At 52.6% G+C, this 26,077-nt stretch carries 28 protein-coding genes; 14 read left to right on the forward strand and 14 right to left on the reverse strand.

Annotated elements, in window-relative coordinates; all coding sequences use genetic code 11:
- Nucleotides 1-3 precede the first annotated feature (3 nt).
- Nucleotides 4-990, forward strand: coding sequence for an ATP-grasp domain-containing protein (locus tag AB1N33_RS11920; protein WP_411271778.1), 987 nt, complete (start codon nucleotides 4-6; stop codon nucleotides 988-990).
- Here the strand turns inward: AB1N33_RS11920 and hslU are convergent.
- The 4 genes from hslU to priA form a co-directional block, all read right to left on the reverse strand.
- Nucleotides 949-2,277: an ATP-dependent protease ATPase subunit HslU gene (gene hslU, locus AB1N33_RS11925; RefSeq protein WP_411271779.1), complete on the reverse strand. Its 1,329-nt coding sequence runs from the start codon at nucleotides 2,275-2,277 to the stop codon at nucleotides 949-951. The two genes, AB1N33_RS11920 and hslU, sit on opposite strands and share 42 nt — an antisense overlap.
- A 59-nt stretch (nucleotides 2,278-2,336) precedes the next feature.
- Nucleotides 2,337-2,861, reverse strand: a complete 525-nt coding sequence (hslV, locus tag AB1N33_RS11930; protein ID WP_411271780.1) for an ATP-dependent protease subunit HslV — start codon at nucleotides 2,859-2,861, stop codon at nucleotides 2,337-2,339.
- Nucleotides 2,862-3,107: 246 nt separating this feature from the next.
- Nucleotides 3,108-3,671, reverse strand: a complete 564-nt coding sequence (locus AB1N33_RS11935; protein ID WP_411271781.1) for an SPOR domain-containing protein — start codon at nucleotides 3,669-3,671, stop codon at nucleotides 3,108-3,110.
- A 244-nt stretch (nucleotides 3,672-3,915) separates the two neighbouring features.
- Nucleotides 3,916-6,102, reverse strand: a complete 2,187-nt coding sequence (priA, locus tag AB1N33_RS11940; RefSeq protein WP_411271782.1) for a primosomal protein N' — start codon at nucleotides 6,100-6,102, stop codon at nucleotides 3,916-3,918.
- 241 nt (nucleotides 6,103-6,343) lie between these two features.
- Here priA and rpmE point away from each other — a divergent pair, with 241 nt between their 5' ends.
- Together rpmE and AB1N33_RS11950 are read left to right on the forward strand one after the other, a co-directional pair.
- The gene (gene rpmE / locus AB1N33_RS11945) at nucleotides 6,344-6,556 is read left to right on the forward strand and encodes a 50S ribosomal protein L31 (RefSeq protein ID WP_411271844.1); all 213 of its coding nucleotides are present in this window, start codon (nucleotides 6,344-6,346) and stop codon (nucleotides 6,554-6,556) included.
- A gap of 353 nt (nucleotides 6,557-6,909) precedes the next feature.
- Nucleotides 6,910-8,157 (forward strand): malic enzyme-like NAD(P)-binding protein, encoded by a 1,248-nt coding sequence (locus tag AB1N33_RS11950; RefSeq protein ID WP_411271783.1) that lies wholly within the window; start codon nucleotides 6,910-6,912, stop codon nucleotides 8,155-8,157.
- A gap of 24 nt (nucleotides 8,158-8,181) precedes the next feature.
- Here the strand turns inward: AB1N33_RS11950 and metJ are convergent, their stop codons facing one another.
- Entirely contained in the window at nucleotides 8,182-8,511 is a 330-nt protein-coding gene (gene metJ / locus AB1N33_RS11955; protein WP_411271784.1) for a met regulon transcriptional regulator MetJ, read from the reverse strand.
- Nucleotides 8,512-8,655: 144 nt separating this feature from the next.
- Between metJ and metF the strand changes: the two genes are divergently transcribed.
- A complete protein-coding gene (gene metF / locus AB1N33_RS11960) occupies nucleotides 8,656-9,537 on the forward strand; it encodes a methylenetetrahydrofolate reductase (RefSeq protein WP_411271785.1) in 882 nt (293 codons plus the stop codon).
- A gap of 88 nt (nucleotides 9,538-9,625) precedes the next feature.
- A complete protein-coding gene (locus AB1N33_RS11965; protein ID WP_411271845.1) occupies nucleotides 9,626-10,504 on the forward strand; it encodes a virulence factor BrkB family protein in 879 nt (292 codons plus the stop codon).
- Between the two features lie 42 nt (nucleotides 10,505-10,546).
- Here the strand turns inward: AB1N33_RS11965 and AB1N33_RS11970 are convergent, their stop codons facing one another.
- Together AB1N33_RS11970 and AB1N33_RS11975 are read right to left on the reverse strand one after the other, a co-directional pair.
- Nucleotides 10,547-11,191: a DUF2959 domain-containing protein gene (locus AB1N33_RS11970; RefSeq protein ID WP_411271786.1), complete on the reverse strand. Its 645-nt coding sequence runs from the start codon at nucleotides 11,189-11,191 to the stop codon at nucleotides 10,547-10,549.
- Entirely contained in the window at nucleotides 11,191-11,433 is a 243-nt protein-coding gene (locus tag AB1N33_RS11975) for a hypothetical protein (protein ID WP_411271787.1), read from the reverse strand. The genes AB1N33_RS11970 and AB1N33_RS11975 overlap by 1 nt, the downstream gene beginning before the upstream one ends.
- 95 nt (nucleotides 11,434-11,528) lie before the next feature.
- Here AB1N33_RS11975 and pip point away from each other — a divergent pair, with 95 nt between their 5' ends.
- The 3 genes from pip (at nucleotide 11,529) to AB1N33_RS11990 (ending at nucleotide 13,931) form a co-directional block, all read left to right on the forward strand.
- Entirely contained in the window at nucleotides 11,529-12,509 is a 981-nt protein-coding gene (pip, locus tag AB1N33_RS11980) for a prolyl aminopeptidase (RefSeq protein ID WP_411271788.1), read from the forward strand.
- Nucleotides 12,506-12,943: a D-aminoacyl-tRNA deacylase gene (gene dtd, locus AB1N33_RS11985; protein WP_411271789.1), complete on the forward strand. Its 438-nt coding sequence runs from the start codon at nucleotides 12,506-12,508 to the stop codon at nucleotides 12,941-12,943. The genes pip and dtd overlap by 4 nt, the downstream gene beginning before the upstream one ends.
- Nucleotides 12,944-13,019: 76 nt before the next feature.
- Complete coding sequence (locus AB1N33_RS11990) at nucleotides 13,020-13,931, forward strand: bifunctional GNAT family N-acetyltransferase/hotdog fold thioesterase (protein WP_411271790.1); 912 nt, start codon at nucleotides 13,020-13,022, stop codon at nucleotides 13,929-13,931.
- Between the two features lie 83 nt (nucleotides 13,932-14,014).
- Here the strand turns inward: AB1N33_RS11990 and rpoH are convergent, their stop codons facing one another.
- Nucleotides 14,015-14,869, reverse strand: coding sequence for an RNA polymerase sigma factor RpoH (gene rpoH, locus AB1N33_RS11995; protein WP_411271791.1), 855 nt, complete (start codon nucleotides 14,867-14,869; stop codon nucleotides 14,015-14,017).
- 289 nt (nucleotides 14,870-15,158) lie between these two features.
- Between rpoH and AB1N33_RS12000 the strand changes: the two genes are divergently transcribed.
- Both AB1N33_RS12000 and AB1N33_RS12005 read left to right on the forward strand, forming a co-directional pair.
- Nucleotides 15,159-16,385, forward strand: coding sequence for an EAL and HDOD domain-containing protein (locus AB1N33_RS12000; protein ID WP_411271792.1), 1,227 nt, complete (start codon nucleotides 15,159-15,161; stop codon nucleotides 16,383-16,385).
- 143 nt (nucleotides 16,386-16,528) lie between these two features.
- Nucleotides 16,529-17,773 (forward strand): EAL and HDOD domain-containing protein, encoded by a 1,245-nt coding sequence (locus AB1N33_RS12005; protein ID WP_411271793.1) that lies wholly within the window; start codon nucleotides 16,529-16,531, stop codon nucleotides 17,771-17,773.
- A 23-nt stretch (nucleotides 17,774-17,796) separates the two neighbouring features.
- Here AB1N33_RS12005 and ftsX read toward each other — a convergent pair whose 3' ends face one another.
- The 3 genes from ftsX to ftsY are packed head-to-tail and all read right to left on the reverse strand — an operon-like array spanning nucleotide 17,797 to nucleotide 20,807.
- Nucleotides 17,797-18,777, reverse strand: coding sequence for a permease-like cell division protein FtsX (ftsX, locus tag AB1N33_RS12010; protein WP_411271794.1), 981 nt, complete (start codon nucleotides 18,775-18,777; stop codon nucleotides 17,797-17,799).
- Complete coding sequence (gene ftsE, locus AB1N33_RS12015; RefSeq protein ID WP_411271795.1) at nucleotides 18,774-19,463, reverse strand: cell division ATP-binding protein FtsE; 690 nt, start codon at nucleotides 19,461-19,463, stop codon at nucleotides 18,774-18,776. Before ftsE ends, ftsX begins: the two co-directional genes overlap by 4 nt.
- Before the next feature lie 45 nt (nucleotides 19,464-19,508).
- Nucleotides 19,509-20,807, reverse strand: a complete 1,299-nt coding sequence (gene ftsY / locus AB1N33_RS12020; protein WP_411271796.1) for a signal recognition particle-docking protein FtsY — start codon at nucleotides 20,805-20,807, stop codon at nucleotides 19,509-19,511.
- 61 nt (nucleotides 20,808-20,868) lie between these two features.
- On the opposite strand from ftsY, the gene rsmD reads away from it, so the two are divergent.
- Nucleotides 20,869-21,477: a 16S rRNA (guanine(966)-N(2))-methyltransferase RsmD gene (gene rsmD, locus AB1N33_RS12025; protein WP_411271797.1), complete on the forward strand. Its 609-nt coding sequence runs from the start codon at nucleotides 20,869-20,871 to the stop codon at nucleotides 21,475-21,477.
- Between the two features lie 38 nt (nucleotides 21,478-21,515).
- On the opposite strand, the gene AB1N33_RS12030 is transcribed toward rsmD, so the two are convergent.
- Entirely contained in the window at nucleotides 21,516-22,097 is a 582-nt protein-coding gene (locus AB1N33_RS12030; RefSeq protein ID WP_411271798.1) for a YjaG family protein, read from the reverse strand.
- Nucleotides 22,097-22,699, reverse strand: a complete 603-nt coding sequence (locus AB1N33_RS12035; RefSeq protein ID WP_411271799.1) for a YhgN family NAAT transporter — start codon at nucleotides 22,697-22,699, stop codon at nucleotides 22,097-22,099. The genes AB1N33_RS12030 and AB1N33_RS12035 overlap by 1 nt, the downstream gene beginning before the upstream one ends.
- A gap of 137 nt (nucleotides 22,700-22,836) precedes the next feature.
- Between AB1N33_RS12035 and AB1N33_RS12040 the strand changes: the two genes are divergently transcribed.
- A complete protein-coding gene (locus tag AB1N33_RS12040; RefSeq protein WP_411271800.1) occupies nucleotides 22,837-23,019 on the forward strand; it encodes a helix-turn-helix domain-containing protein in 183 nt (60 codons plus the stop codon).
- 119 nt (nucleotides 23,020-23,138) lie between these two features.
- Here the strand turns inward: AB1N33_RS12040 and pepB are convergent, their stop codons facing one another.
- Nucleotides 23,139-24,425, reverse strand: a complete 1,287-nt coding sequence (pepB, locus tag AB1N33_RS12045; protein ID WP_411271801.1) for an aminopeptidase PepB — start codon at nucleotides 24,423-24,425, stop codon at nucleotides 23,139-23,141.
- A 265-nt stretch (nucleotides 24,426-24,690) separates the two neighbouring features.
- Here pepB and sfsA point away from each other — a divergent pair, with 265 nt between their 5' ends.
- Both sfsA and dksA read left to right on the forward strand, forming a co-directional pair.
- Nucleotides 24,691-25,392: a DNA/RNA nuclease SfsA gene (gene sfsA, locus AB1N33_RS12050; protein WP_411271802.1), complete on the forward strand. Its 702-nt coding sequence runs from the start codon at nucleotides 24,691-24,693 to the stop codon at nucleotides 25,390-25,392.
- 201 nt (nucleotides 25,393-25,593) lie between these two features.
- Complete coding sequence (dksA, locus tag AB1N33_RS12055; protein WP_411271803.1) at nucleotides 25,594-26,043, forward strand: RNA polymerase-binding protein DksA; 450 nt, start codon at nucleotides 25,594-25,596, stop codon at nucleotides 26,041-26,043.
- Nucleotides 26,044-26,077 lie beyond the last annotated feature (34 nt).

A 26,077-nucleotide genomic window follows, 5' to 3' on the forward strand; every position in this document is an offset into this window, starting at 1 on the left:
ATCATGCTAATTGTCATACTGGGGGAACACAATGACCCGCAGGTGCGCCATATGCACAGTGCAATTGCTGCCAGCGGAGCAACGCCGGTGATAGCCGATACTGCTGACTTTGGCCATGCCTGGCGCCTGTCCATGAACCCGGCGACAGGAGATGGCGAGATTGTTTTTAACGATAAGACAGTGTGTCTTTCTGACATTCACAGTGTGTACTGGCATCGCTATCGCACGCCGAGACCGGCCTCAGTACACAGCAACACATCCCTCCACGCGCCAAATACGGCCAGCGCCCTGCACAGCTGGTTTCTGCTGCCCGACACGCGATGGATTAACCCGCTGGGTGCGCTGCAATACCATCAGTGCAAACCCGTTCAGCTTATGCATGCTTACCGGCTGGGTGCGACAATTCCGTCCACCTGGACAGGCAATGCGCCGGCCCAGGCTAACGTGTTTTGTCAGTCTTCGGGCGCGCTGATCATAAAGCCGGTGAAAGGCGGTACAACCGCCAAGCGCACTTCTGCCGCTGCTGTGAAACGTCATCTTTCAGAGGCACCGGTGACCCTCCAGGTGTTTGTTCCCGGCACCAATATTCGCACCTATGTGTTTGGCAGTGAGGCCGTGCATATTCAGTTAGACAGTGATGACGTGGATTATCGTACTGACCAGCATGTGACACCAGTCACCACCCGCGTACCACCGCGCATCAACGCCTTGTCAGTGCAAATTTGCGAGGCTTTTGGTATGTACTGGTGTGCTATTGACTGGCGACTGACGCCAGCAGGCGAGTATGTATTTCTTGAGGCCAACCCCTGCCCGTATTTTCTTTATGTGGAGAACACCACGGGGCTGGATCTGACCGGGCGGTTACTGAAGCTGCTGACAGCAACAGCCTCGGCAGCAGCCCCGGCAAAAGCCTCTGCACCGCCCCCGGCGGTACAGAGGTTACCCGCGTTAGAGAATAAAGCGGGACAGGTCTTCGTTGTCGACCAGTGATTCAAGATGATCGTTGACGTATTTCTCGTCAATCACGACAGACTGACCGGATTTTTCCGATGCGTCGTACGAGATATCCTCCATCAGACGCTCCAGTACAGTGTGCAATCGGCGTGCACCGATATTTTCGGTGCGCTCGTTCACCTGCCAGGCTGCTTCAGCAATGCGCTGGATCCCCGATTCCTCAAACTGAATGTCTACGCCTTCGGTTTTCATCAGGGCAATATACTGCGCTGTCAGGGACGCATTCGGTTCAGTCAGAATACGCTTGAAGTCTTCTACTTTCAGCGCCTGAAGCTCAACACGAATAGGCAGGCGCCCCTGCAGCTCAGGGATAAGGTCAGACGGTTTACTCATCTGGAATGCGCCAGAGGCAATAAACAGAATGTGATCAGTTTTGACCATGCCATGCTTGGTCGAGACGGTTGAGCCCTCCACCAGCGGCAGCAGGTCGCGCTGCACGCCTTCACGGGATACGTCACCGGAGGTGTTGCCTTCGCGCTTACAAATCTTGTCAATTTCGTCGATAAACACAATACCGTGCTGCTCAACGGCTTCGAGGGCTTTCTCTTTCAGATCTTCCTGATTCACCAGACGCGCGGCTTCTTCCTCAACCAGCAGTTTGTAGGCTTCTTTAATTTTCAGCTTTTTCTTTTTCTTCTGCGAGCCAGACAGGTTCTGGAACATACTCTGCAACTGACTGGTCATGTCTTCCATGCCCGGCGGTGCCATGATCTCAACACCCATTTGTGGCAGTGCAACGTCAATTTCAATTTCTTTGTCGTCCAGCGCACCTTCCCGCAGCTTTTTGCGGAAGTTCTGGCGGGTACCGCGATCTTCCACCTCTTCCTTATTACCCCACACATCTTCGGGGGGTGGCAGTAAAACATCCAGGATCCGTTCTTCCGCCGCTTCCTCGGCGCGGTACTTCACCTTCTGCATTTCCTGCTCTTTGGTCATTTTCACCGCGATGTCAGCCAGATCACGAATAATCGACTCGACTTCCTTACCGACATAACCCACTTCAGTGAATTTCGTTGCTTCGACTTTGATGAACGGCGCATTGGCCAGCTTTGCCAAACGGCGGGCAATTTCGGTTTTACCTACCCCGGTAGGGCCAATCATCAGGATATTCTTTGGTGTCACTTCCTGGCGCAGCTCTGGCTCAAGCTGCATTCGACGCCAGCGGTTACGCAGCGCGATGGACACGGCACGTTTGGCCTGTTGCTGACCGATAATGTGACGGTCAAGCTCATGTACTATTTCTCTTGGTGTCATTTCAGACATGCAAAACCCTTACTTAACTCTCTGACGAATGCCAGCAGCGGACTGCGTATGCAGCCAGCTTAGTAATCCAGAACTTCTATGGTTTGACTGTGATTGGTGTATACGCAGATATCACCGGCAATGCTCAGACTTTTCTCCGCAATTTCCCTGGCCGACAATGCGGTATTTGCCAGCAAGGCCGTCGCCGCAGCCTGCGCATAAGGCCCGCCAGAACCAATGGCGATCAGATCCTGCTCTGGCTGCACCACGTCACCGTTTCCGGTAATAATGAATGAAGCGGTCTCGTCGGCCACGGCCAGCAGGGCTTCGAGACGACGCAACATGCGATCAGTGCGCCAGTCTTTAGCCAGTTCCACCGCCGCCCGGGTCAGATGTCCCTGGTGCGCCTCCAGTTTGGCTTCGAACCGCTCAAACAGCGTAAAGGCGTCTGCCGTGCCGCCAGCAAAGCCAGCCAGCACTTTATTGTTGTAGAGCCGACGCACCTTACGGGCGTTCCCTTTCATTACCGTATTACCCAGTGATACCTGACCGTCACCGGCCATCACCACCTGATTATCTCGTCTGACAGAAACTATCGTAGTCACGTATCTTCCCCATTATGGTTGGGTGCAGCAGCATAAGGCCACTAACCAATTTATTCTCAATGAACAGAAGGTGGGGTGGATGGGGCAAATTTCAAGAGCATTGGCGAACTAATGCCTGGCCTGAATAACGCACTCCATTAGTTCACTATGACAAAAGTTCGTGTACGTGAGACAGGTGGGGCTGTTTCAATCTTAAACCTTCCAATCGCAGGGATGCGGTTGGAGAGCCCCACCAGCTCCTCCGCGCTACAAATTCCAGTACCAAATCTGACAGGTTGAAATATTTACTTTACGCAGACTGTGTTTGGCACGCTCGGCGTCACGCTTGGAATCAAACGGCCCTAAGATAACCCGGAACCAGTCTCCATTAGCGCCAGAGCTTGGACGGATTTGCGCCTCCAGCCCCTGGAAGGCAATTTTGGCTTTCATCTCTTCGGCCTGCGCGCGGGTTCTGAATGATGCGCACTGCATCAGGTAGCGCTTGTCTGACGCTTCCTGCTCTTCTACCTCAACTTCGACTTCATAACCGGGCAGGGTCTTGATGTATTCCCACTCTTCCTCAGGTAATTCAGGCAACTCATCTTCGGCCACCTTAGTCGTTTGCTGTACCGGTGCATCCGGCCTGGTGTCTGACGCATCTTTGATATTCCATAAAAACACGGCAAAGCCCACCAGCAATACCAGCACCACCACCAGGCGAGCTATTGGAAATGACGCGACGGGGGTTGACGGTTTCACTTTTGATTGCGGCTTTTTATTATTTTTCTTCTGTGGCGCACGACCACGGGATACATAATCTCGTTGAGCCATATCCGGCACATATCCTCTTTACAACATACTGTTTATGGCCTCATACGCTGCCATAACGAACCTCGGATTAACAGCCGTAGTGTACCCGTTATTTCCGGTAAAAGCTGCTCATTCATCGCCATCGGTAGCATAGCCGACGGTCAGCAGGAGAGTCAGTGGGTTCGGAAACCCTCAGCGGCAAGGAGAGACTCTTACTGGGTTAACGGCGAGTTTTTGGATACGCTTTCCGTCCGTCTGCCTGCACTCAGCTAAAGTCCTGTGGGTCGATGTCCAGTGACCAGCGCACTTTCGATGCCAGCGGTAGTGCACTGATCGCCGGCAGCGCATGACGCACCGCCTGATGTAACGGCGCACGTTTATGGTGGCTGAGCACCAGCATAAAGCGATACCGGCCCTGACGCTTTTCGATCAGACCCGGCAGCGGACCGGCTACCTGTAGTTGTGATGTCGCATCGACACGCTGCAACACAGCCCTCACATCCGCCAGAAAATCATGTGCCAGGCCCGCGTTATTGGCTTCTGCCCGAATGATAAGCTGACTGGCAAACGGCGGTAACCCAGCCATTTTGCGCTCTTCCAGCGCCTGCCGGGCAAAATGGCTGTAGCCGTTGTGAATCAGATCCTGCAGCAGGGGATGGTCGGGGTTATGGGTTTGCAGCCACATCTCCCCCGGTTTACTTGCCCGCCCGGCACGCCCCGCCAGTTGGGTGACCAGCTGTCCAAGCTTCTCGGGCGCTCGAAAATCGCCACTGAACAGCGCACCGTCACAGTCAAGCACCACCACCAGCGTCACATGCGGAAAATGGTGCCCTTTGGACAATATCTGCGTGCCCACCAGCAGCTGATATTCCTGTCGGTTTATCGCATCCAGCGTTGCCTGCAGCTTGCCTTTACCGCGCACCGCATCGCTGTCAATCCGAACCTGTCTGGCCTGCGGAAACAGCTCAGCCAGCCCGGCCTCAACCTGCTCGGTACCGACCCCCGCGGTCACCAGTTTACCGGACTGACAGCACTCACACTGTCTGGGAATGGCCCGTGTGCCAGCGCAATGATGGCACTGCAGATAACGCTGGGCGCGGTGTACCGTGTAGGGACGATCACAACGCGGACACATTACCGACTCACCACAGTGATGACACAGCAGCGCGGGGGCATAGCCGCGTCGATTCACAAACACCAGCACCTGATTGCCCTTGTCGAGATGCGATCGCATGATCCCCAGCATCCCGTCAGCAATACCATGGCGAATTGCCTGATCGCGGGCATCAAGCACCTGCTGATGGGTATGACGGGCACCACCCGCCCGTTCGGTCAGGATTAAATGGGCGTAACGCCCCGACAACGCATTGTTCAGCGTTTCCAGAGACGGCGTCGCAGTGCCGAGGATAAGGGGGATCCCCTCCTCCTTAGCGCGCATGACTGCAAAATCACGCGCGTGATAGCGCAGCCCGTCCTGCTGTTTGAAAGAGTCGTCATGCTCTTCATCAACAATCAGCATACCGGGGAATTTAAGCGGGGTGAAAATGGCAGAACGGGTACCAATGATAATACCCAGTTCGCCGCCCTGCGCCCGTTGCCATACCGACAGGCGTTCTGCATCATTCAACTGCGAATGCAGCACACCAATTTCTATCGAAAAGCGTGCCTGAAAGCGCGCCACCGTTTGTGGTGTCAGTCCTATCTCCGGCACCAGGATCAGAACCTGTCGGCCCGCCGCCAGTACACGTTCGATGGCCTGCAGATACACTTCCGTTTTGCCACTGCCGGTTACACCCTCAAGCAGACTGACCGCAAAGCCAGTTTGCTGATTAAGGGCCGCAATGGCGACCGCTTGCTGTTTATCAGGGACAGGCTTGGCGCCAATCTGCATGGCGTCGAGCCAGGCCTTCTCTACTGGCGCCTTTTCCACTTCACTTTCGGTGATGAAGTGCTTGTCTTTCAGCGCACTAATGACCGCATCAGACACGATGAGTTTAAGCGAACTTTTGAGCTGAGGGCCATCACGCAAGGCCGCGATACAGGCCAGTTGTTTTGGTGCGCGCGACAGTGACGCACTGTCTTCCCGCTGTCCGGCGTCGGTCAGCGACACCCAACTTTGCGTCGCAAGCTGGTTTGGCTCGCCCTTTCTGAGGCGCACGGGCAGCATGGTATGCAGCACGTCGCCCGGACTGTGGTGGTAATACTGCCACAGCCACGCTGCCAGCTTCAGCATGGTGTCCGACAACACCGGCACAACGTCCAGCACCTCAATCACCGCCTTAATAGTCACCTTGTCGTCTTCGGGCTTTTTACCGGGCCCCAGCACCACGCCGACCAGCGAGCGCGGCCCAAAAGGCACACGCACCCGCACGCCCGGCGACAGCGGTTTATCGGTGGTATAGGTAAAGGTCTGGCGCAGCGGAACAGGCACCGCTACGTCGAGATAGTGCATCGTCATTTATCCTTGTATGGCAGGCAGATAACCGGTTGTCACCGCCTGTCTTTGCGTGGCTGACGCACTGTGCAAATCACAGACAATTCACTTGATTATTAAGGCGCCATACATTAATATGCGCCGCTCTTTACGGCAAGGCCTCTGTTACACCTTAGCAGAGCCTTGTATGAAAATATTGTTACGTATGGTGTTCAGCTTCGGGCTGGATAGCGATACGGCCTTTTGTATGAGGTATCCCATGAAACAAGGTATCCATCCTGATTACAACGAAATTACTGCAACCTGTTCTTGCGGTAACGTAATGAAAATTCGCTCTACCATGGGCAAAGACATCAACCTGGACGTATGTTCAGAGTGTCACCCGTTCTACACTGGTAAGCAGCGTAACGTTGACACTGGTGGTCGTGTTGACCGCTTCAAGAAACGTTTTGGTGCACTGGGCAAAAAATAAGTCCGGCTGTATCATCAAAAAAGCGCCTTCAGGGCGCTTTTTTTGTGCCCGTTCATCCATCACGTCATCAGATACATTTCCTATATAGCAAAACCATTTTGCATAAATAAAATTTATATCAGCTATTCGCAGATCTCGCTGGTTTTCCTGACACCAGTCTATTAGATTAGTGATGTCAGTCGCTGATCAGATATGTCTGGTGAATACTGCATGGTAGAGTTCACGCCGCCTGGCCTGATGAGGCAGCATCAGGTACGGTTTTCAGCACTGTCATCGCCAATAATAAACAATAACAACACTGGCATTGCCGAAAAAGCAAACACCTCAACCCTACAAAAAGGATACGCTTACCCATGTCAGACTTCAGACAACGCGCGCTTGATTATCATGCTAAACCTACCCCGGGCAAAATTCGCGTCGAACTTTCCAAACCCGCCGACAGTGTTGACGACCTGGCACTGGCATACAGTCCGGGCGTAGCCGAGCCGGTGCGCGAAATTGCCGATGATCCGGATCTGGCCTACCAGTACACCGCCAAAGGCAACATGGTTGCGGTGATCAGTAACGGTACAGCTATCCTTGGTCTGGGCAACCTCGGGCCGCTTGCGTCAAAACCGGTCATGGAAGGCAAGGCACTGCTGTTTAAACGGTTTGCAGGACTGGACGCTATTGATATCGAAGTCAAACACCGCACCACTGAAGAATTCATTAATACCGTCGCAAACATTGCTGACACCTTTGGCGGTATTAACTTAGAAGATATCAAAGCGCCGGAATGTTTTGAGATTGAGCAGGAACTTATTCGCCGCTGTAACATTCCGGTGTTTCATGATGATCAGCATGGCACCGCCATCGTCACCGCCGCCGGTATGCTGAACGCCCTCGAAATTCAGGGTAAGCAAATTGAAGACGCGACCATTGTCTGTATGGGAGCCGGTGCGGCAGCCGTGGCCTGTATGGAACTGCTGATAAAATGTGGCGCACAGCGCGAGCGTATCTACATGCTTGATCGCAAAGGCGTTATCCATACCCGCCGCGACGATCTGACTGAACACAAAAAACTGTTTGCCAACAATACTGACAAGCGCACCCTCGACGATGTCATGGAAGGTGCAGATATCTTTGTAGGTGTGTCTGGCCCGGATGTACTGCCGCCAGAGACGCTGGCGCTGATGGCGGAAAACCCCATCGTGTTCGCTTGCTCCAACCCGGATCCGGAAATCAAGCCGGAGCTGGCTCACGCCGTACGCGATGATCTGATTATGGCGACAGGCCGCTCAGACTATCCGAATCAGGTTAACAATGTCCTGTGCTTCCCGTTTATTTTCCGTGGTGCACTGGATGTGCGGGCAACCGCAATAAACGACGAAATGAAGGTGGCGGCGGTTGAGGCGATCCGCGCTATTTCAAAGGAGCCGGTTCCTGAAGAGGTGCTGAAAGCCAGTAAGAGTGAATCACTGACCTTTGGTAAACACTACATTATTCCTAAACCGATGGATCCGCGTTTGTGTTCGCGTATTGCGACTGCGGTAGCAAAAGCGGCGATAGATTCGGGTGTCGCCCGACTCGATACCCTGCCGGCCTCGTACCAGCAGGACTGATCGTAGTTATAAAAAGGCCCGGTATTAGTCCGGGCCATTTTCCTGTTCAATTTCCAGCTCCAGTCCCATCTCCTGCATAATCTTTCTGGCCTCGGCCGGAATGCGGTTGGGGTTGTCTTTGCGTAAATCGTCGTCACTGGGCAACGGCTGACCGGTAAACGCATGCAAAAACGCTTCGCACAATAATTCCGAATTGGTTGCATGACGCAGATTGTTAATTTGTCTGCGCGTGCGCTCGTCGGTCAGCACCTTCAGCACATTAATAGGAATGGACACGGTAACTTTCTTTACCTGCTCACTCTTTTTCCCGTGCTCCGCGTAGGGATGAATATACTTACCATTCCATTTTGCCATTAGGTTGCCTGCTTTTTTGTTTGTTTTAATTTTGTGAAATTTTAAACAATGCACAGAAAAGGTCAATTGAGCAGTGTAAACCGCTTGACGTCTAGACATATATTAATTAGTTTAGACGTCTAAACGTCTATGAAGGGTTTCGTTATGGTGTCTTATGCTCAGGGTGTGGACGCACTCAACCAGTCTTTGTCAGAACTGCGCGATATTGACGTGTCGTTTGAATTTTTCCCGCCAAAGTCTGAGCAGATGGAGAAGACCCTGTGGAAGTCGGTTGAACGTCTTGCGCCCCTGAAGCCCAGCTATATGTCAGTCACCTATGGAGCCAACAGCGGTGAGCGTGATCGCACCCATGACGTCGTCAAGCGCATCCACCAGCAAACGGGTGTTGCCGCCGCACCACACCTTACGTGTGTCGACGCGTCGAAAGAAGAGTTGCAGCAGATTGCACGCGATTACTGGGATTCCGGCATACGTCGTATTGTTGCGTTACGTGGCGATCTGCCCCAGGGTGTTACCAAAACCGATATGTATGCCTCTGACCTGGTGGCCCTGTTAAAAGACGTTGCCGACTTTGACATTTCAGTGGCGGCGTACCCGGAAAAGCATCCCGAAGCCCCGAATGCCCAGTTCGACCTGCTCAACCTGAAGCGCAAAGCAGAAGCAGGGGCCAGTGAGGCAATCACCCAGTTTTTCTTCGACACCAGTGTTTTTTTGCGCTTCCGCGACCGCGCTGCGGCAGCCGGTATTGATTTGGATATTGTGCCGGGGATCCTGCCTGTAACCAACTACCAGACCCTCATTAAGTTCGCCGGTTTCACCAACGTCCATGTGCCCGGCTGGCTGCATAAACACTTTGAAGGACTGGATGAGGACGACCAGACCACCCGTAACCTGATTGGCGCCAACATTGCGATGGACATGGTCAAGGTGTTAGCCAAAGAGGGCGTGAAGCACTTTCATTTCTATACGTTAAACCGCAGCGAACTAAGCTATGCCATTTGCCATATGCTGGGGGTGCGTGGCTAATCCGGTTAAAAAACTTTGCCGATAACCGCTCCAGCGGTATACCATTCTTAAAAGAAAGGTTATTCAAACAAGGACCGACCCGTTGGACATTGAGCAGTTTAAAGACAAGGTTAAGCAGGGACTGCCTGTTCTTGCCGAATTTCGCCGCACGTTTATTGCTCGCTGTAAGCGCGACCAGATTGCGGTCTCGGCGGGGCATCTGGCCTACGTAACCCTGTTATCGCTGGTACCTTTTATCATGGTTACGTTCACCATTATGTCGGCCTTCCCGGCATTTAAGTCGGTACGCGCCAAACTCGAAAGCTTTATCTTTGATAACTTTGTTCCGACCGCTGGCGATGTTGTCAGCGACTATATGCGTGACTTTGTCGGCAACGCGTCAGAGATGGGGGCTATCGGTATTCTGTCGCTGCTGATTGTGGCACTGCTGTTGATTTCCAACGTCGATAAGACCCTTAACCGCATCTGGCGCACACCCAGTGACCGTCCCACTATTTATACGCTGGCCATCTACTGGATGGTGATCACCCTTGGCCCGCTATTGATAGGCTCCAGTGTTGTGGTGTCTTCCTATCTGACCGGTCTGGCTGCATTTGCCGAGGAATATACACCGGGTCTTGGTACCTTTATGCTGAAACTGGTCCCCAGTTTCGCCGCCCTGCTGGCTTTTATCATTTTGTATATGCTGGTACCAAACCAGCGCGTTAAGCCCCGGTATGCCCTGGGTGGCGCGGTACTGGCGACACTTGCGTTTGAAGGCACCAAAGCGGGCTTTGCGCTGTATGTCACCAATTTCCCGTCATATCAGGTTATCTATGGTGCCCTGGCCGTTGTGCCTATCCTGTTTTTGTGGGTCTACCTGTCGTGGATAGTCGTGCTGCTCGGTGCAGAATTTACCTGCAGTCTGGATGACACCTTTGGTCACGACGACACGGATGATGAAAACCGCAAAATTCCGGAAAAATAAAGGCTGGCAAAGGCCAGCCTTGTTAAGTCGAAGTATGCTGCGTTAGCGCATGGAAGCAATGAATTTATCTGATTCGGCTATCGCCGCTTTCATTTCATTCACCAGTCGGGACACATCATTCTGAATGGTCGCCAGTTCACCCTGCAGGGCGCCAATCGCACTGGCATTAAGGTTATGCTTTAAATACAGCACATTATCATTCAGCGCCGTCAGCACAGGCTGCATCCGGCTCTCTGCGCGGCGCATGGCGTCCAGCATACTCTGGTAACGCCGACGCGTATCCCGCAGTTTCTGAGCACTTTCGCGTTTGAGTGACGCGCTCTGATACTGTTCAAGTTCGTTTTCCCACTCTTCAAACAGCGCATTCGCCACACTTTCCACCTTGTCGATACGTGAACTGACCTCATCTGCGGCCGCGACACTGTCATCATATTCCGCACTCAGTGCATCATAGACCCGCTCCAGTTCGCCGCCGTCAAAATTGATCAGTGCACTGAACTCTTCGAGCGCCGAGCTGAACTGTTCCTGCGCCTCCTCCTGAGATTCTTTTGCGTCCGAAACACGGTCAACCAGGATGTCGCGCTTTTCCACCCCAACCTTTTCCCAGGCAGCATAATAAGCTGACTGGCAGCCAGAGAGCGCAGGTGCGCTTAGCGCCAGCAGCACACACCAGCGAGCCAGCGTCATCAGACTGCGTCCCCGGAACGATACCGTGCGGCACTGATAATGCTGGCCAGATGCAGGATGATGCCTAACGGCCAGAACACAATCGCCAGTACTACGGTTGCAGCCAGCGCGTAGCAAACGCCAACTGAAATAAAGTAAAACAGCGCACCCAAAATGCGTCCCTGTACCAGGTGACCCAAGCCGGGTATAAAAAAGTTACAGATTGCTGCTAAAACGTTTCCACCTGAACCCTGTCCTGCCATGCTGACATCCTCGCAATTATTCACAAATTATGATTGAGTAGTGTAAGACTATAACCTAAAACAAATATAGCCCCTGCACAACGAATAGACATAAAATGAAACGACTTTACCCCGACACGGGCACTTTTCATACCGGCATGCTGGACACCGGCGACGGGCATGCACTCCATTATGAGCAAAGTGGCAACCCGGACGGGATCCCGGTTCTTTTTATTCACGGTGGCCCGGGAGCCGGTCTCGCGCCTAACTACCGACGCTTTTTTGATACGTCAAAATACCATGTGATTGGGTTTGAACAGCGAGGCTGTGGTCGCTCGACGCCGTTTGGCAGTCTCGAAAATAACACCACAGGTCACCTTATCAGCGACATATCGCTGTTGCGGCGTCACCTGAACATTAATCACTGGGTTATCTTTGGCGGGTCATGGGGCGCAACGCTTGCGATACTGGCGACACTGGATGCGCCCGACACCGTCTCTGGCGTCATCCTGCGCGGTGTTTTTCTTGGCCGTCAGGAAGATCGTGACTGGTTTCTGGCACCTGAAGGCGGGGCTGCGGCGCTGTTTCCAGACCATTATGCCCAGTTTATCGAAGGTATTCCCGCGCCACTAACCAGCGACAATGTGTGCAGTTGGTATCACGATGCATTCGAGGACAAACATAATGACGTACACCGGCTTGCCGCACTCAAGCGCTGGTATGTCTGGGAAGAGCGTCTGTCCCGGCTCACACTGCCGCCGGGCACCGGCGATGTGACCGCACACTATCCGGTTCAGCTGATGACCAGTCTGGCCCGCCTGGAATGTCATTACCTCGGCCATCGCTGCTTCATCCCCGAAAATGTCATCCTTGAGAACATCCACCGTGTTGCCCATATCCCTTGCACAATTGTGCAGGGTCGTTACGATGTCATTTGCAAAATGGAAGCCGCTTATTCGCTGCACAAAGCATGGAGTAACAGCCAGCTTCAGATTATTCCTGATGCCGGCCACAGCACCTCCGAGCCAGGCATTGCCTATGCTCTGTGCAGGGCTTCCCGGGATATGGCCAGGTTCATCATGGAGTCGCAGGTATGATTGGACTAATTCAGCGCGTGTCGTCTGCCAGTGTCAGTGTTGACGGGCAGGAAATCAGCCGCATCGGGCAGGGTATGCTCCTTTTATTAGGGGTAGAGAAAGACGATGGGCCGGCGCAAATAGAAAAAATGGTCAGAAAACTAGCCAATTATCGCATTTTTTCTGACGAGAACGGCAAAATGAACCTCAATGTTCAGCAGATCAATGGAGAGGTGCTGATTGTCTCGCAGTTTACCCTCGTTGCAGATACCCAGCAGGGTAATCGTCCTGGCTTTTCCCGTGGCGCCACACCCGAACACGGCCAGGCAGTGTATGAACAGCTAATCAGCGCCGCCAGACAAGCCGGCCTGCCGGTGCAGACGGGACAGTTTGGCGCAGACATGCAGGTGTCCCTGGTTAACGATGGCCCGGTCACGTTCCAGTTTCAGTTTTAATTCCCTCAGCTTGCCCTTGTTAGCCTGTCGCGCATAAGGTTAAATGAGGGTCAGTTTCGACACAGCAGAGCCATACATGGTTTATAAAGTAGTCACGCCCGATTCCGACGAAGCCTTTGACGCGTACTATCAGTTTCGCTGGCAGCACTTGCGCCAGCCGTGGAATTTTCCTCCCGGATCAGAAAAAGACGAATACGAGCAGGTAGCCGAACACCGGATGATTGTAGACGGCCACGGCAATATCGTGGCGACCGGACGGGTACACCTTAATACTGCGGAAGAAGCGCAGATAAGGCATATTGCGGTGCATCCTGACCACCAGCGCAAAGGCGTTGGTCAGATGATGCTGGGCGCACTTGAAAACGTCGCCCGGGAACAGGGCGCTGTGCGGGCCGTCACCAATAGCCGGGAAACCTCGATTGATTTTTTCAAAGCCTGTGGGTTTGTGATTGAGCGGGAAGCCCCTAACGAACTGGGTCTGCTGAAACGCCAGCAAATGGTGAAAAAGCTGGCTGTCACCGACAGCCTGGTATTACACCCGAAATGGTGTGAAGAGCTTCAGCATACCTGGACCGACACGATCCCCATCACCGAACATATGGGGATTCGCCTGCACCAGTATTCAGGCAGAACGCTGGAAACCCGCGCTTCGCTGAATAAAAACATCAATATTCACGGCACCATGTTTGCCGGCAGTATTTTTTCACTGGCCACCCTCACCGGCTGGGGCATGATCTTCCTGCAATTGAAAGAGAAAAAACTCAGTGGCGACATTGTGCTGGGCGACGGTGATATTCACTACCATAAGCCGATCACCATGAAGCCCCGTGCTATCTGCAATATCGAAACACTGAGCGGCAAGTTTTCACCGTTGGAAAAAGGCAAAAAATGCTGCCTGAAACTGGAAGTAGAGATACTTGACGGTGATAACCCCGTCGCTGAATTTAAAGGCGTATACTGGGTGTTGCCTGACAATAGTAAAAAGTAGCTCCCCTCTTCTGGCTACTTTTTTATCCTGACTACAGACATAAAAAAAGCGCCACCAGGCGCTTTTTTTAATTTAGTTTGCTATCAGGCAACCATAGCTGCCTGCAGCTTTTTCATCGCATTCTTCTCAATCTGACGAACGCGCTCTGCTGACACCTGATACTTATCGGCCAGGTCCTGCAGTGTAATTTTAGTGTCTGCTAACCAGCGGGTTTCGATGATGTCCTGCGACCGCTCATCCAGTGTTTTGATTGCTGAATACAGACGCTTGCTGGCGTTTGCATCCCAGTCCTGGTTGATGATTTCAGTTTCCACATCTGCAGACTTGTCTTCCAGGTACTGTACCGGGGCAAAGCTGCCGCTGTCATCGTCATCAGCGCTCAGATCAAATGCCTGATCCTGACTACTCATGCGTGCTTCCATCTGCAGCACTTCTTTGGTGCTGACACCCAGCTCGTTCGCTACGGTCTGAACTTCGTCATGAGTAAACCAGCCAAGGCGCTTCTTAGCCTTACGCAGGTTGAAGAACAGTTTGCGCTGAGCTTTGGTCGTGGCAACTTTTACGATGCGCCAGTTTTTCAGCACGAACTCGTGAATTTCGGCTTTAATCCAGTGAACTGCGAAAGACACCAGACGCACACCCACTGACGGGTCGAAACGCTTGACGGCTTTCATCAGACCAATGTTACCTTCCTGGATCAGGTCTGCCTGCGGCAGGCCATATCCTGAATATGATTTAGCAATATGTACAACAAAGCGAAGGTGCGACATAACCAGTTTGCGTGCGGCTTCCAGATCGTCGTCTTCACGTAACCGCAACGCCAGTTCACGCTCTTCCTCTGCGCTCAGCATATCAATGCTGCTCACCGCCTGGATGTAGCCTTCGATGCTACCGCTGTGAGGCACTGACAAGGCCATGGATTGCATGTTTTCGCTCATAATCACCTCATTCATAACAGGCACACAGTATAACAAAGGAGCCAGGATTGCGCGATACCTTAACAATGTTAGATATAGCCAAACAGTCTATGTTGGGACGGTTTCGCTGATATCAAGACCGTATTTTCATACGAAAGTTCATTTTTCTTCCAACCGAAAGAATGACACTATACTACATCTACTATATTACGATAGTGTGTCTTCTACAGGTCATTAGTCGTAGTAAAAATGCGTTCGGACGTGCTTGCCGGACACCACTTAAGTAAAACGCTGTACCTTTGGGGTTTGCATGTTTGCCTATGTAGCAAGACAACCTATTTTTGATGCAAACAAGGATGTATTTGCTTATGAGCTGTTATTCCGTAACGGCGAAGATAACTGCTTTCCGGATATCCCTCCAGATGAAGCCACATCAAAGATTCTTACATCCACACACCTGAGCCTGGGTATTGAAGAAATCACCGGTGACAAGCTGGCGTTTATTAACTTTCACCGGGATACCCTGATGTACCGATTCCCGACATCGCTGGATGCTAACAGTGTGGTTATTGAAGTGGTCGAAACCATCGGTGTCAATGACGCTATTCTGGCAGCCTGTAAGCATATCCGCGGGCTGGGTTATCCCATTGCCCTGGATGATTACGATTTGGATGGTCGCTGGGATGCGTTTTTGCCCTTTACCAGCTACATCAAACTGGATATCACCGAAATCCCGCACGACCGTATTGCTGAGCTTATCCCTAAACTTAAAGCGCAGCGTATTAAAGTGATTGTCGAGAAGGTCGAAACCAGCGACGAGTTTGAAACCTTCAGGACCCTTGGCGCCGACTATTTTCAGGGGTATTTCCTGGCCCGCCCCGAGATTGTTCGCCATCGTAATATTGGTCCGTCAGCACTCACCATGATTGACCTGATTGGTGCCAGTGCGTCACCTGAGCTTAATCTTGATGAGGTTAACGCGATTATTCAGCGCGATGCCTCACTGACTTATCTGTTACTGCGGTTTATCAATAACCCGCTGCTCAACAAGCGGCATGAAATTACGTCGCTTAAGCATGCGCTCAATTATATGGGCGAAGTAGAAGTGAAGAAGTTTATTGCCTTGCTGGCGCTGGCTAACCTGAGCGAAGGCAAGCCTAATGAATTGCTGCAGATGGCGCTGGTCAGAGCCAGGTTCTGTGAACTCATTTCAATTTTGCTGAAAGAGCGGGAAGATCCGCCCACCGGCTTTTTAACCGGTCTGCTGTCGTTGCTGGACGCCATGATGGAGCAAAGCATGACGGAACTGGTTAAGAAAATTCCCATCAGCGAGCGGGTTAAATCAGCCCTGTGTGGTGAGCCTAACCTGCTGCGGGACTGCCTTGAAGCTATTCAGTGCTTTGAGTCGGCGAACTGGCGCGGGATCCGTCGCTTTGCCGACAAATACGGTGTCAAACAAACGCTGCTGCACGCGTTTTATAACGAAGCCATTAAGTGGGCTCGCGCGATGAATGCCAGTGCGCGACTGGCTTCGTAACTTAACCACGCGCGGATCTATAGCATAAAACATAACCATGCGGTAAAGTGGCGACTAAAACGTAAATGCTGTTCAGCGCTGCTACAATTAACGGGTGCACGCATTGAATCAGTTAATTCGGCAGAAACAGGGATATTAAGTCTATGTTTGCGTTTATTGCACGTGAGCCCATTCTCGACAAACAGAAAGAAGTATTTGCCTACGAACTGATATTTCGTGACGGCAAAAACGGCACCTATCCCGAGGAGATGGATCCTCAGAAAGTTAAATATATTGCTGAACATTTTCATCCGCTCGGCCTTGATGACATCTGCGGTGAAAAAACGTCATTTATTAACTTTTCCAGCGAAACCCTGATCTCGCGCTTCCCCACATCATTGAACCCGGAAACAGTGGTCGTTGAACTGGCTGAGAACCCTCTGGATCAATCCGGTCTGATGGAAGCCTGCAAGCATATTAAACAGCTGGGCTTTAAGCTGGCCATTGACGACCCGATGATGATCAGCGGGCAGCACGACATTTTCCCACTGATCGATGTGGTTAAGGTGGATGTATCACAGGCGCGCTACGAGATCATTCAAAAGAATATTCCGCGTTTCCTTGATGCTAACGTCAAGCTGGTCGCCGAAAAAGTGAATACCCAGGAAGACTTCAAAGCCTGTGACGAACTGGGCTTTGATCTGTTCCAGGGCTATTTCTTCGCGCAGCCGACAGCGCGTATTCTTAAACAGCTACCGGCTTCCAAACTTAATCTGGTTGATCTGATTGGTGAGAGCTCCAGTGCCAGATTCGATATTGACCGCATTAATCAGATTATTGAACGGGACGCCGCACTCAGCTATCTGCTACTGAAGTTCATCAACAACCCGACCATCAACAAGCGTCACAAGATTAACTCGCTGCGTCATGCGCTCACCTACATGGGTGAGGTGGAAATAAAGAAATTTATCGCCCTGTTGTCGCTGGCCAACCTGGGTGACGACAAGCCACTTGAGCTTATCCACATGTCGCTGGTCAGAGCCAAGTTTTTTGACCTGCTGTCACAAGCCAGAAAAATGCATACCAATCCACCAATTGGTTTTCTGGTGGGCCTGTTCTCATTACTGGATGCCCTGCTTGATCAGGATATGACAGCCATACTTAAACAACTGCCGCTCAGCGATGATGTCAGTGATGCGCTGCTTGGCAAAAGTGACGAATTTAATGCGTATTTGTCGCTGGCACGTGCCTTTGAGGGGGCGTTGTGGATGAACGTGATTAAGCAGTCAAAAGCCCTGAACATTGACCAGAAGCAGTTGCATGGCATCTACAACCAGGCGATTGTCTGGGGTAATGGGGTGCGCAGCGCAATTTCGTCTTACTTCCCGCGCTCTGTCGCTAAAGGCTGACAGCACGTCAGCCTGGCGGCGCGTTACTTAGGCTCGATTTCCCTGACGTGACGCTGCACTGAAATCATCGAACCGGCAAGCCCCAGTCCAACGGACAGTCCCAGCATGGTCAGCAGTGCACTGCCGGTCAGACCGGTAATCGCAAAGTCTTTTTCATACAGCGACGCAAACGCCTGAATACTGCTGTCCATCCACCACAAAATGATGATAACGGCGAACCAGGCAATCAGGCCACCGAGCAGACCATACCAGAAACCGGTGTACAGAAAGGGCCGGTGAATAAACGCATCGGTCGCGCCCACCAGCTTCATCACCAGAATTTCATCGCGTTTATTTAAAATATTCAGGCGAATGGTGTTACCAATAATCAGCACTACAGCAATAAACAGCAGCCCGCCAATCAGCGTAACCAGATCACGCACAATATCCAGCACCGCATACAAACGCTCCAGCCATTCAATATCGAGTTTGCCAATATCCACTTCACGCTGCTGCTTTAGCTTATCCAGCAGTGCCTGCGCGGCATTCGGCCCGGCGTGACGCTCTACCGGTGTCACCAGCACCACATCCGGCAACGGATTAGACTCAAGGTAGGCAATCGCGTCACCCAGCCCGGAAAGGTGCTGAAACTCCTTTAGGGCATCATCGGCCGGGACATAGGTCACGCTGTCAATTTCAGGCCAGGTGGACAGACGGGTAAGCAGTTGCTGTGCCGAGGCGGCTGACGTATTCGCTTTAAGAAACAGTGAGATTTCTGACGCCTGCTCCCAGCCAGCGCTGATTTTTTCGGTATTTTTGACCATGATATACAGGGTACTTGGCAACGTGATACTCAGCCCGAGTACCCCTATCGTCATCAGTGATGCCGCCGGTTGGCGCCATAGCTCACCGAGGCTGTGAAGCGCCTGGCGAATGTGAGAGACGAAAAACATGACAATCGTCTGCATGGTACCGATACTGTGGGAGCTGGCGCCGGTTTTGCGCCCTTTAAACAGAATACTCACAACACACCTCCGGACTCGTCATCGCTTAGCCCGTCGGTTATCATCTGGCCGTTCTTGAGGGTCAGCGTGCGGTAGCGCATGCGGGCAATCAGCCCCAGGTCGTGGGTGGCAATGAACACGGACACGCCAGCCTGATTAAAGTCCTCAAACAAGCGGATAATTTCCATCGACAATTTTGGGTCGAGGTTACCGGTGGGCTCGTCAGCCAGCAGTAACGGCGGCTTATTCACCACGGCGCGGGCAATCCCGACCCGCTGCTGTTCACCCCCAGAGAGAGTAATCGGCAGATTGCGGCTTTTATCACTCAGCCCAACCATTTCCAGTGCTGCATGCACACGCTTGGTGGTTTCTTTACGGGTGTACCCTTCAATCACCAGCGGCAGGGCCACATTGTCAAACACCGTTTTGTCCATCAGCAACTGATGGCTCTGGAAAATCATGCCAATATCGCGGCGGATGTAAGCAATATCGCGACGACGAATGCTGTTGAGGTCATGTCCGTTAATCAGTACCCGACCCACTGTCGGGCGCTCCATGATACTGATCAGCTTAAGCAGGGTACTTTTACCGGCACCTGAATGCCCGGTCAGAAAGGCCATTTCCCCGGGCTCAATGTGAAAATTCACTTTACTCAGTGCGCGCTGGCCACCGGGATAGGTTTTGCTTACCTGCTCAAATTTGATCATTATGTCCTGCCCTGACCCCTGCCCGTTTCGTGTGTCACACTGTGGTTAATCGTTGGTGATGCCTTGTGAGTCTGAAAACAATGCGTCAATAAAGTCCTGACTGTCAAATGTTCTCAGGTCATCAATGCCTTCGCCCACGCCAATATAGCGAATTGGAATGCCGAACTGATCAGCAATCGAGAAGATCACACCGCCTTTGGCCGTACCATCCAGCTTGGTCAGACTTATCCCGGTCAGACCCACAGCCTCTTTGAAGAGTTTGGCCTGACTGACCGCATTTTGTCCGGTGCCGGCGTCCAGCGTCAGCATGACCTCATGAGGGGCGTCCGGGTTCAGCTTTTTCATTACCCGCACGACTTTTTTCAGCTCTTCCATCAGGTTATTTTTATTCTGAAGGCGACCGGCCGTGTCGGCGATAAGAATATCCACGCCGCGGGCTTTTGCCGCTTCCAGGGCATCATAGAGCACCGATGCACTGTCTGAACCGGTAGGCTGTGCAATGACAGGAATGGCGTTTCGCTCACCCCATACCTGTAATTGTTCCACCGCCGCAGCACGAAAGGTATCACCCGCAGCCAGCATCACTTTTTTACCCTGTTGCTGGAACTGTTTGGCCAGCTTACCAATGGTGGTGGTTTTACCCACCCCGTTGACGCCGACCATCAGGATCACGAACGGGCCGTTCGCCGGATCGTGACGGGAAATCTCGTCGCTCAGCGGCTTTTCAACCGTTTTGAGCATGTCATGCATCTGGTTTTTTAAGATATCTACCAGCGCTTCGGCGTCTTTCAACTGCCTACGGCTGGCATTTTCGGTCAGCGAATCAATGATTTTTTGCGTGGTTGCCATGCCAACATCAGCCACCAGCAACTGGGTTTCCAGATCTTCGTACAGCTCGTCATCGATAGCCTTGCCTTTAAACAGGCTTACCAGACCGCCACCCAGGTTTTCACGGGTGCGGGACAGCCCTGCTTTCAGACGCTTGAAAAACGACGGCTTGTCTGCCGTTTCGTTACTGGCCTTTGTGTTATGACTCTGCTCAACGGGCACTGACACTGGAGCCACCTCGTCAGGCGTTTCAGGCTCCGTTGTTTCAGGCTCAGACTCAGCGGCGGGCACAGTGGACGGCTCATCAGCGGTCACAGACGGTGCGGTGACGTTGCCGTCTGCCTCTGGTTCAGCAGTACTGCGCAGCGTACCGGCGTCTGTTTCAGGCGTATTGGCAGACGCGTTATGCGCCTCATCAGCGGAAACCTGACTGTTCTCCTGCCCGGCGTCGGCAGTGTCAGTGGCGGCCTTATCGGCCTTTTTGTTCTTGTTGAACCAGCCAAAGAGTTTCGACATGGTGTGGACAAATCCTTATAAAATCACTACAAATTCGGCTACACTGGCCGGCTGAAAGTCAATGATAACACTGTCGGCCATCATGAAGCGAGTCACTAAAAAACGTTCTCCGTCGTCAGCTGCAGGCACTGTCAGAGTGATCGCCGGGCAGTGGCGCGGTCGCCGCCTGCCGGTACGCGATGCCAATGGTCTTCGACCCACGACCGATCGCAACAAAGAAACCCTGTTTAACTGGCTGATGAGCTCAGTTCAGGAGGCCACCTGTCTGGACATGTTTGCCGGCTCAGGAGCGCTGGGTATCGAAGCGCTGTCGCGTTATGCCAGATACTGCGTTTTCTTCGAGAAAGACAAGCAAACCGCTGAGCAGCTTAAACAAAATCTGGTGACACTGGGCGCCCATGCCCGCGTTGAGCAGGGTGACGCACTGCAGTTATTGTCATCAGCCAAAGACCTGTGTTTTGACCTGGTGTTTCTTGACCCACCCTTTGGTCAGGCGCTGTTACAACCAGCCATTGACGCGCTGGCAGCAAGTCGTTGTGTTAAACCCGGCACGCTGATTTATGCAGAATACGAGGCAACCGCAACACCGCTGACGCTGCCTGATAAATGGGAGTGGACGAAGCAAAAATCAACCTCGTCCCTTCATTATGGCCTGATAGAGGTCGCCTAGAAAAGGTCGCCTGAAGAGGTCGCCTGACTTTATCTGTCTCAGGCCAGTTCAATACCAATATTGGAGATACCCGCTTCCAGCGCTGCCGTTTTGAGTGCACTGGCGACCTCTGCGCGCGCACCGCCGGCTTCGGCAATCGCCAGCAGTTCCTGCTGCACTTCCACTTCAAACTGCATCAGCGGATGCTGTTTGACGTTGTCATCTGTCGCCTCACCGGTATGCAGCAGATAAGCTTCCACGCTCCCCTGCGACAGCTTACTGACCACAACTGCGCCCTGCGGATCGTCGCCTTTTATCAGGTTAAGTGCCGCCGCAAGGGCAATGGCTGCATCAATGGCCGGGTATACCCCGAAATTATCAAATTCGGCCGTATCCGGCGTGGCTTCCTCCACTTTATCCAGCTGCACTGCCACATTGATTTTACTTTTCGGTGCTTTCACCGACTCCCAGATGAGGTCCAGGCAGGTGCGACAGGCCTTGCCGTCGTCAAACCCGGTCAGCTCACAGAACAGCAGATAGTTGGGCAGCATGCGCTCAAGTAACGCCGCACTGAATGCGACGGCCTGCCAGCCCGTCAGTGCACGCACCCGGGCAAAAGTATTCAGTTTGTTGTCTGCCATTATTTTACTCCGGTGGCATCAATAAAGTACTGCGTTGCGCCGTCCAGCAACATCTGAATGGCAATCATCACCAGTATCATTCCCATAAGCCGCTCCATCGCAATCAGGCCCCGCTCCCCCAGCAAACGGTGGAACAGGTTTGAAAACATCAGGATCACCGCGCTGACCAGCCATGCCGCGCCAAGCGCCAGCGACCAGTCCACCATGCGATCCGGATTCTGGTTCGCCAGCAGGATAAGGGCGGCCAGTGTAGACGGGCCGGCAATCATGGGGATAGCCAGCGGCACCAGAAACGGCTCTTCCCCCACCGCCAGCCCGGTTGGACTGCCAGACTGTGGAAAAATCATTTTCAGTGCAATCAGAAAAAGAATGATCCCACCGGCAATACTGACCGTTTCCTGCTCCACATTCAGGAAGTTGAGCACCGACTGACCGCTGAACAAAAACAGAAACAGAATACCCAGCGCAAACAGCAGCTCCCTGATCAGAATAATCTGGCGGCGTTTGGGTTCAATCGACTTAAGCACAGACATAAACACCGGCAAATTACCGAGTGGATCCATGATAAGAAAGAGCATGACAGCAGCGGACCAGGTATCCATGGTTGCGGGTGACTCCTGTTATGGTTAACCGGCTTAGCGTGTTACTTTTTCAGGATTGGTAACACAACATTAAAAAACACTCGTAAATTGTCGCATTGTCTATTAAATTTTACTATTCCAAAGAGAGGAAACAAAAAATGAGTCTGATGACAGTTAAGGACGTAGCGGAGTTTCTGGGTGTACAGGAAATTCGTGTAGAGCGTCTCGAACGGGAAAGTCTGCTGGTTGCTAAAGAGCGCGACGCAGAGAACAACCCACTCTTTGATAGTGGCGATGTTGAGCGTTATAAAAAACTGGCGGAACGTTTAGGCGGTTTGTAACACACCGGCACCGGTCACTTCCCTACCATGTAAAATTAATAAAGCGCCCTGCAACGTAAGTTACAGGGCGCTTTTTCATTGTGCGTCAGAATGTTTTACCGGTAGTGCGTCAGAATGTTTTACCGGTAAGTGTGCAGCATTTTTGCCACCGACTTAATACCAATGCCGGTAGCCCCTGCCGGCATTTCACCGTTCGCATTCCCGGTATACGCTGCCGCCAGGTCAAGGTGAACCCAGCCTTTTCCGGAAGGCTCCACAAATCGTGACAGAAAACCTGCTGCATTCGATGCGCCACCTGCGCCACCGCCCTTGACCGGCTTACTGTTTGCAGTATCCGCAAACGGTGACGGGCAACGGTCACGATGGAACGGCTCAAGCGGCAGTGGCCAGAAACGCTCATTCTCATCCTGCGCACAGCTCAGCATGTGCTGGCGCGCCGCATCGTCCATAGAAAATACCGCGTGATAATCGGGGCCCACCGCCACCGATGCTGCGCCGGTCAGTGTTGCCGCATCGATGATCAGAGGCGCACCGGTTTCGGTTGCCCGCATCAGACCATCGGCCAGCACCAGTCGCCCTTCCGCGTCAGTATTCACCACCTCAACGGTAACGCCATTTTTATAGGTAAGCACATCACCCAGTTTATAGGCATGACCGCTGATCAGGTTTTCAGCGCAGCACAGGATCAGTTTCACACGTTTTTGCAGCCCCTGCGTAATTGCCAGACCCAGTGCACCGGTTACCGTCGCAGCGCCGCCCATATCGCACTTCATGGTCAGCATGCCTTCGCTGGACTTGATACTGTAACCGCCACTGTCAAAGGTAATGCCTTTACCCACCAGCACAGCGTCAACCGGTGCGTTATCGTCGCCGCTGGGGTTGTAATCCACTTCCAGCATCACCGGTGGACGTTCACTGCCACGGCCAACGTTATAAATACCAATCCAGCCAGCCTCTTTTAGCGCCTCGCCAACAATCATGCTGTGAGAGACCTTGCCATTACCCAGCGATTCCAGCCAGTTAGCGGCGCGTTTCGCCAGCGTCTCCGGTGATAAGTCTTCCGGTGTATCGTTCACCAGTTCACGGGTAAACAGCAGTGCACTGTATTCTTTTGCCAGTGCGTCACCATCGGCGTTATCGGCCCACTGAATGCTGCCAGGATTACGTGCCCGGGTGTAGCTCATCGCAAATGCCCACTGCTGCGCCTTGCTCCAGTCACCTCTCAGCGATACCGCCGGGATACTCATTTCATCCAGCTTGCGCGCAGCCTGTCTGATCACCCGCTCATCATCGCCCTGCTCAGGCAAATGAATGGTAGCGCCATTTCCAGAAAAGCTTACCTTGGCATTTTCACCCCAGGCGGCATCAGCCGGTGTGGTCGACAGCGTAACCGTAAAATCAGTCATTCGTTCTATGTCCTCATCTGTTAAACTTTTCCACTTTTGGAAAACGATGCACTCGCGTCGGCATTGGCGCCGGGCGCTTAGCCGGTGCGGGCGGGTAATATGAAACACGCCGTAAACCCATCCCTGGGGGCTCTCCAACCGCCTCCCTGCGGTTGGAGGGTTTCATATTACCCGCCCACACCGTCTGTCGCCTCGCACTCAACACCGCCGCGGTGCTATCTGGTTTTTCTTTTTTATGGTTTCATGCTTTTACGGATGAGTCACTATGCAGTTCAATACGCCGCTGATTAAAGGCACGCTGGTTAAGCGTTATAAGCGCTTCTTTGCTGATGTGGAAACAGACAGCGGAGAAATAATTACGGCGCATTGCCCAAACACCGGAGCGATGACAGGTTGCGCGGAACCCGGCTTTACCGCTTACCTTAGCCGGTCTGATAACCCTAAGCGCAAACTGGCGTATACCTGGGAGCTGGCACAGACACCACAAGGCGACTGGATAGGTATTAACACGCACAATGCCAATAAGCTGGTTGAAGAGGCGTTATTAAACAATGCGTTACCCGGCATGGACGATATTGTGTCATTTAAGCGCGAGGTCACACCGCCGGGTGGCACCAGCCGGTTTGATTTTGCCATTGAGCACACCACGGGCACTGAATACCTGGAAGTGAAATCCGTCACGCTGGCGCGTGGCACCGACGGCGTCTTTCCTGATGCGGTGACAGCGCGCGGCGCGAAGCACTGTAATGAACTGGCTGAACTGGCACAGCGTGGCATTGCCACCTCGCTGCTATTTTGTGTGCAGCACACTGCAATAAAACAGGTTGGCGTGGCGGCCGATATCGACCCGAATTACGCCCGTGCATTGCATCATGCTATGCAATGTGGCGTGCGCGTGTTTGCGGTAGGTTGTGAAATCAGTGAACAAAAAGTAAATATAAATCAAGCACTCCCGCTTAATTTGTAAAAAACAGGTTGATTTTTCTCCCCGTGACGTCATATTTGCGCGTTGTTCTGCGCCGCCTCACCCTGTAAGCGGGTGTCCGTAAAGGTGTACTCCTTGGCGTGGCGGGCAGGGACACTTTCATTGCCTGATAGGATCGATTCTGCTATATATCTTCGATTCATTCAGGACATAGTGGATGTCGTAGTGTAGGAGATGTGGCACATGCCAACAGGAAAAGAACAAAAATCCCTGGGATTATTAGCACTGGCAGGACTACAGCCTTATCAGCCGGACGCTGATGAGGAATACATGAGTGACAAGCAGATGGAACACTTCCGTTTGCTGCTCAAGGCGTGGCGTAATCAGCTGCGTGAAGAAGTGGATCGCACCGTGACGCACATGAAAGACGAAGCGGCCAACTTCCCTGATCCTGTTGACCGTGCTGCTCAGGAAGAAGAATTCAGCCTGGAGCTGCGCACCCGTGACCGCGAACGTAAGCTGATCAAGAAAATTGAAAAAACGCTGCGTCGCCTGGAAGATGACGATTTTGGTTTCTGCGACCAGTGCGGCATCGAGATTGGCATCCGTCGTCTGGAAGCCCGTCCTACTGCCGACTTGTGCATTGACTGCAAAACCATGGCAGAAATCAAAGAAAAACAACTTCAGGGCTAACCCCCGGCAAGCCTTAACAGACAGGTCAACACGC

This window comes from Alteromonas nitratireducens (assembly GCF_040812025.1).
In the GTDB taxonomy this organism is placed as follows: Bacteria; Pseudomonadota; Gammaproteobacteria; order Enterobacterales; family Alteromonadaceae; genus Alteromonas; species Alteromonas nitratireducens.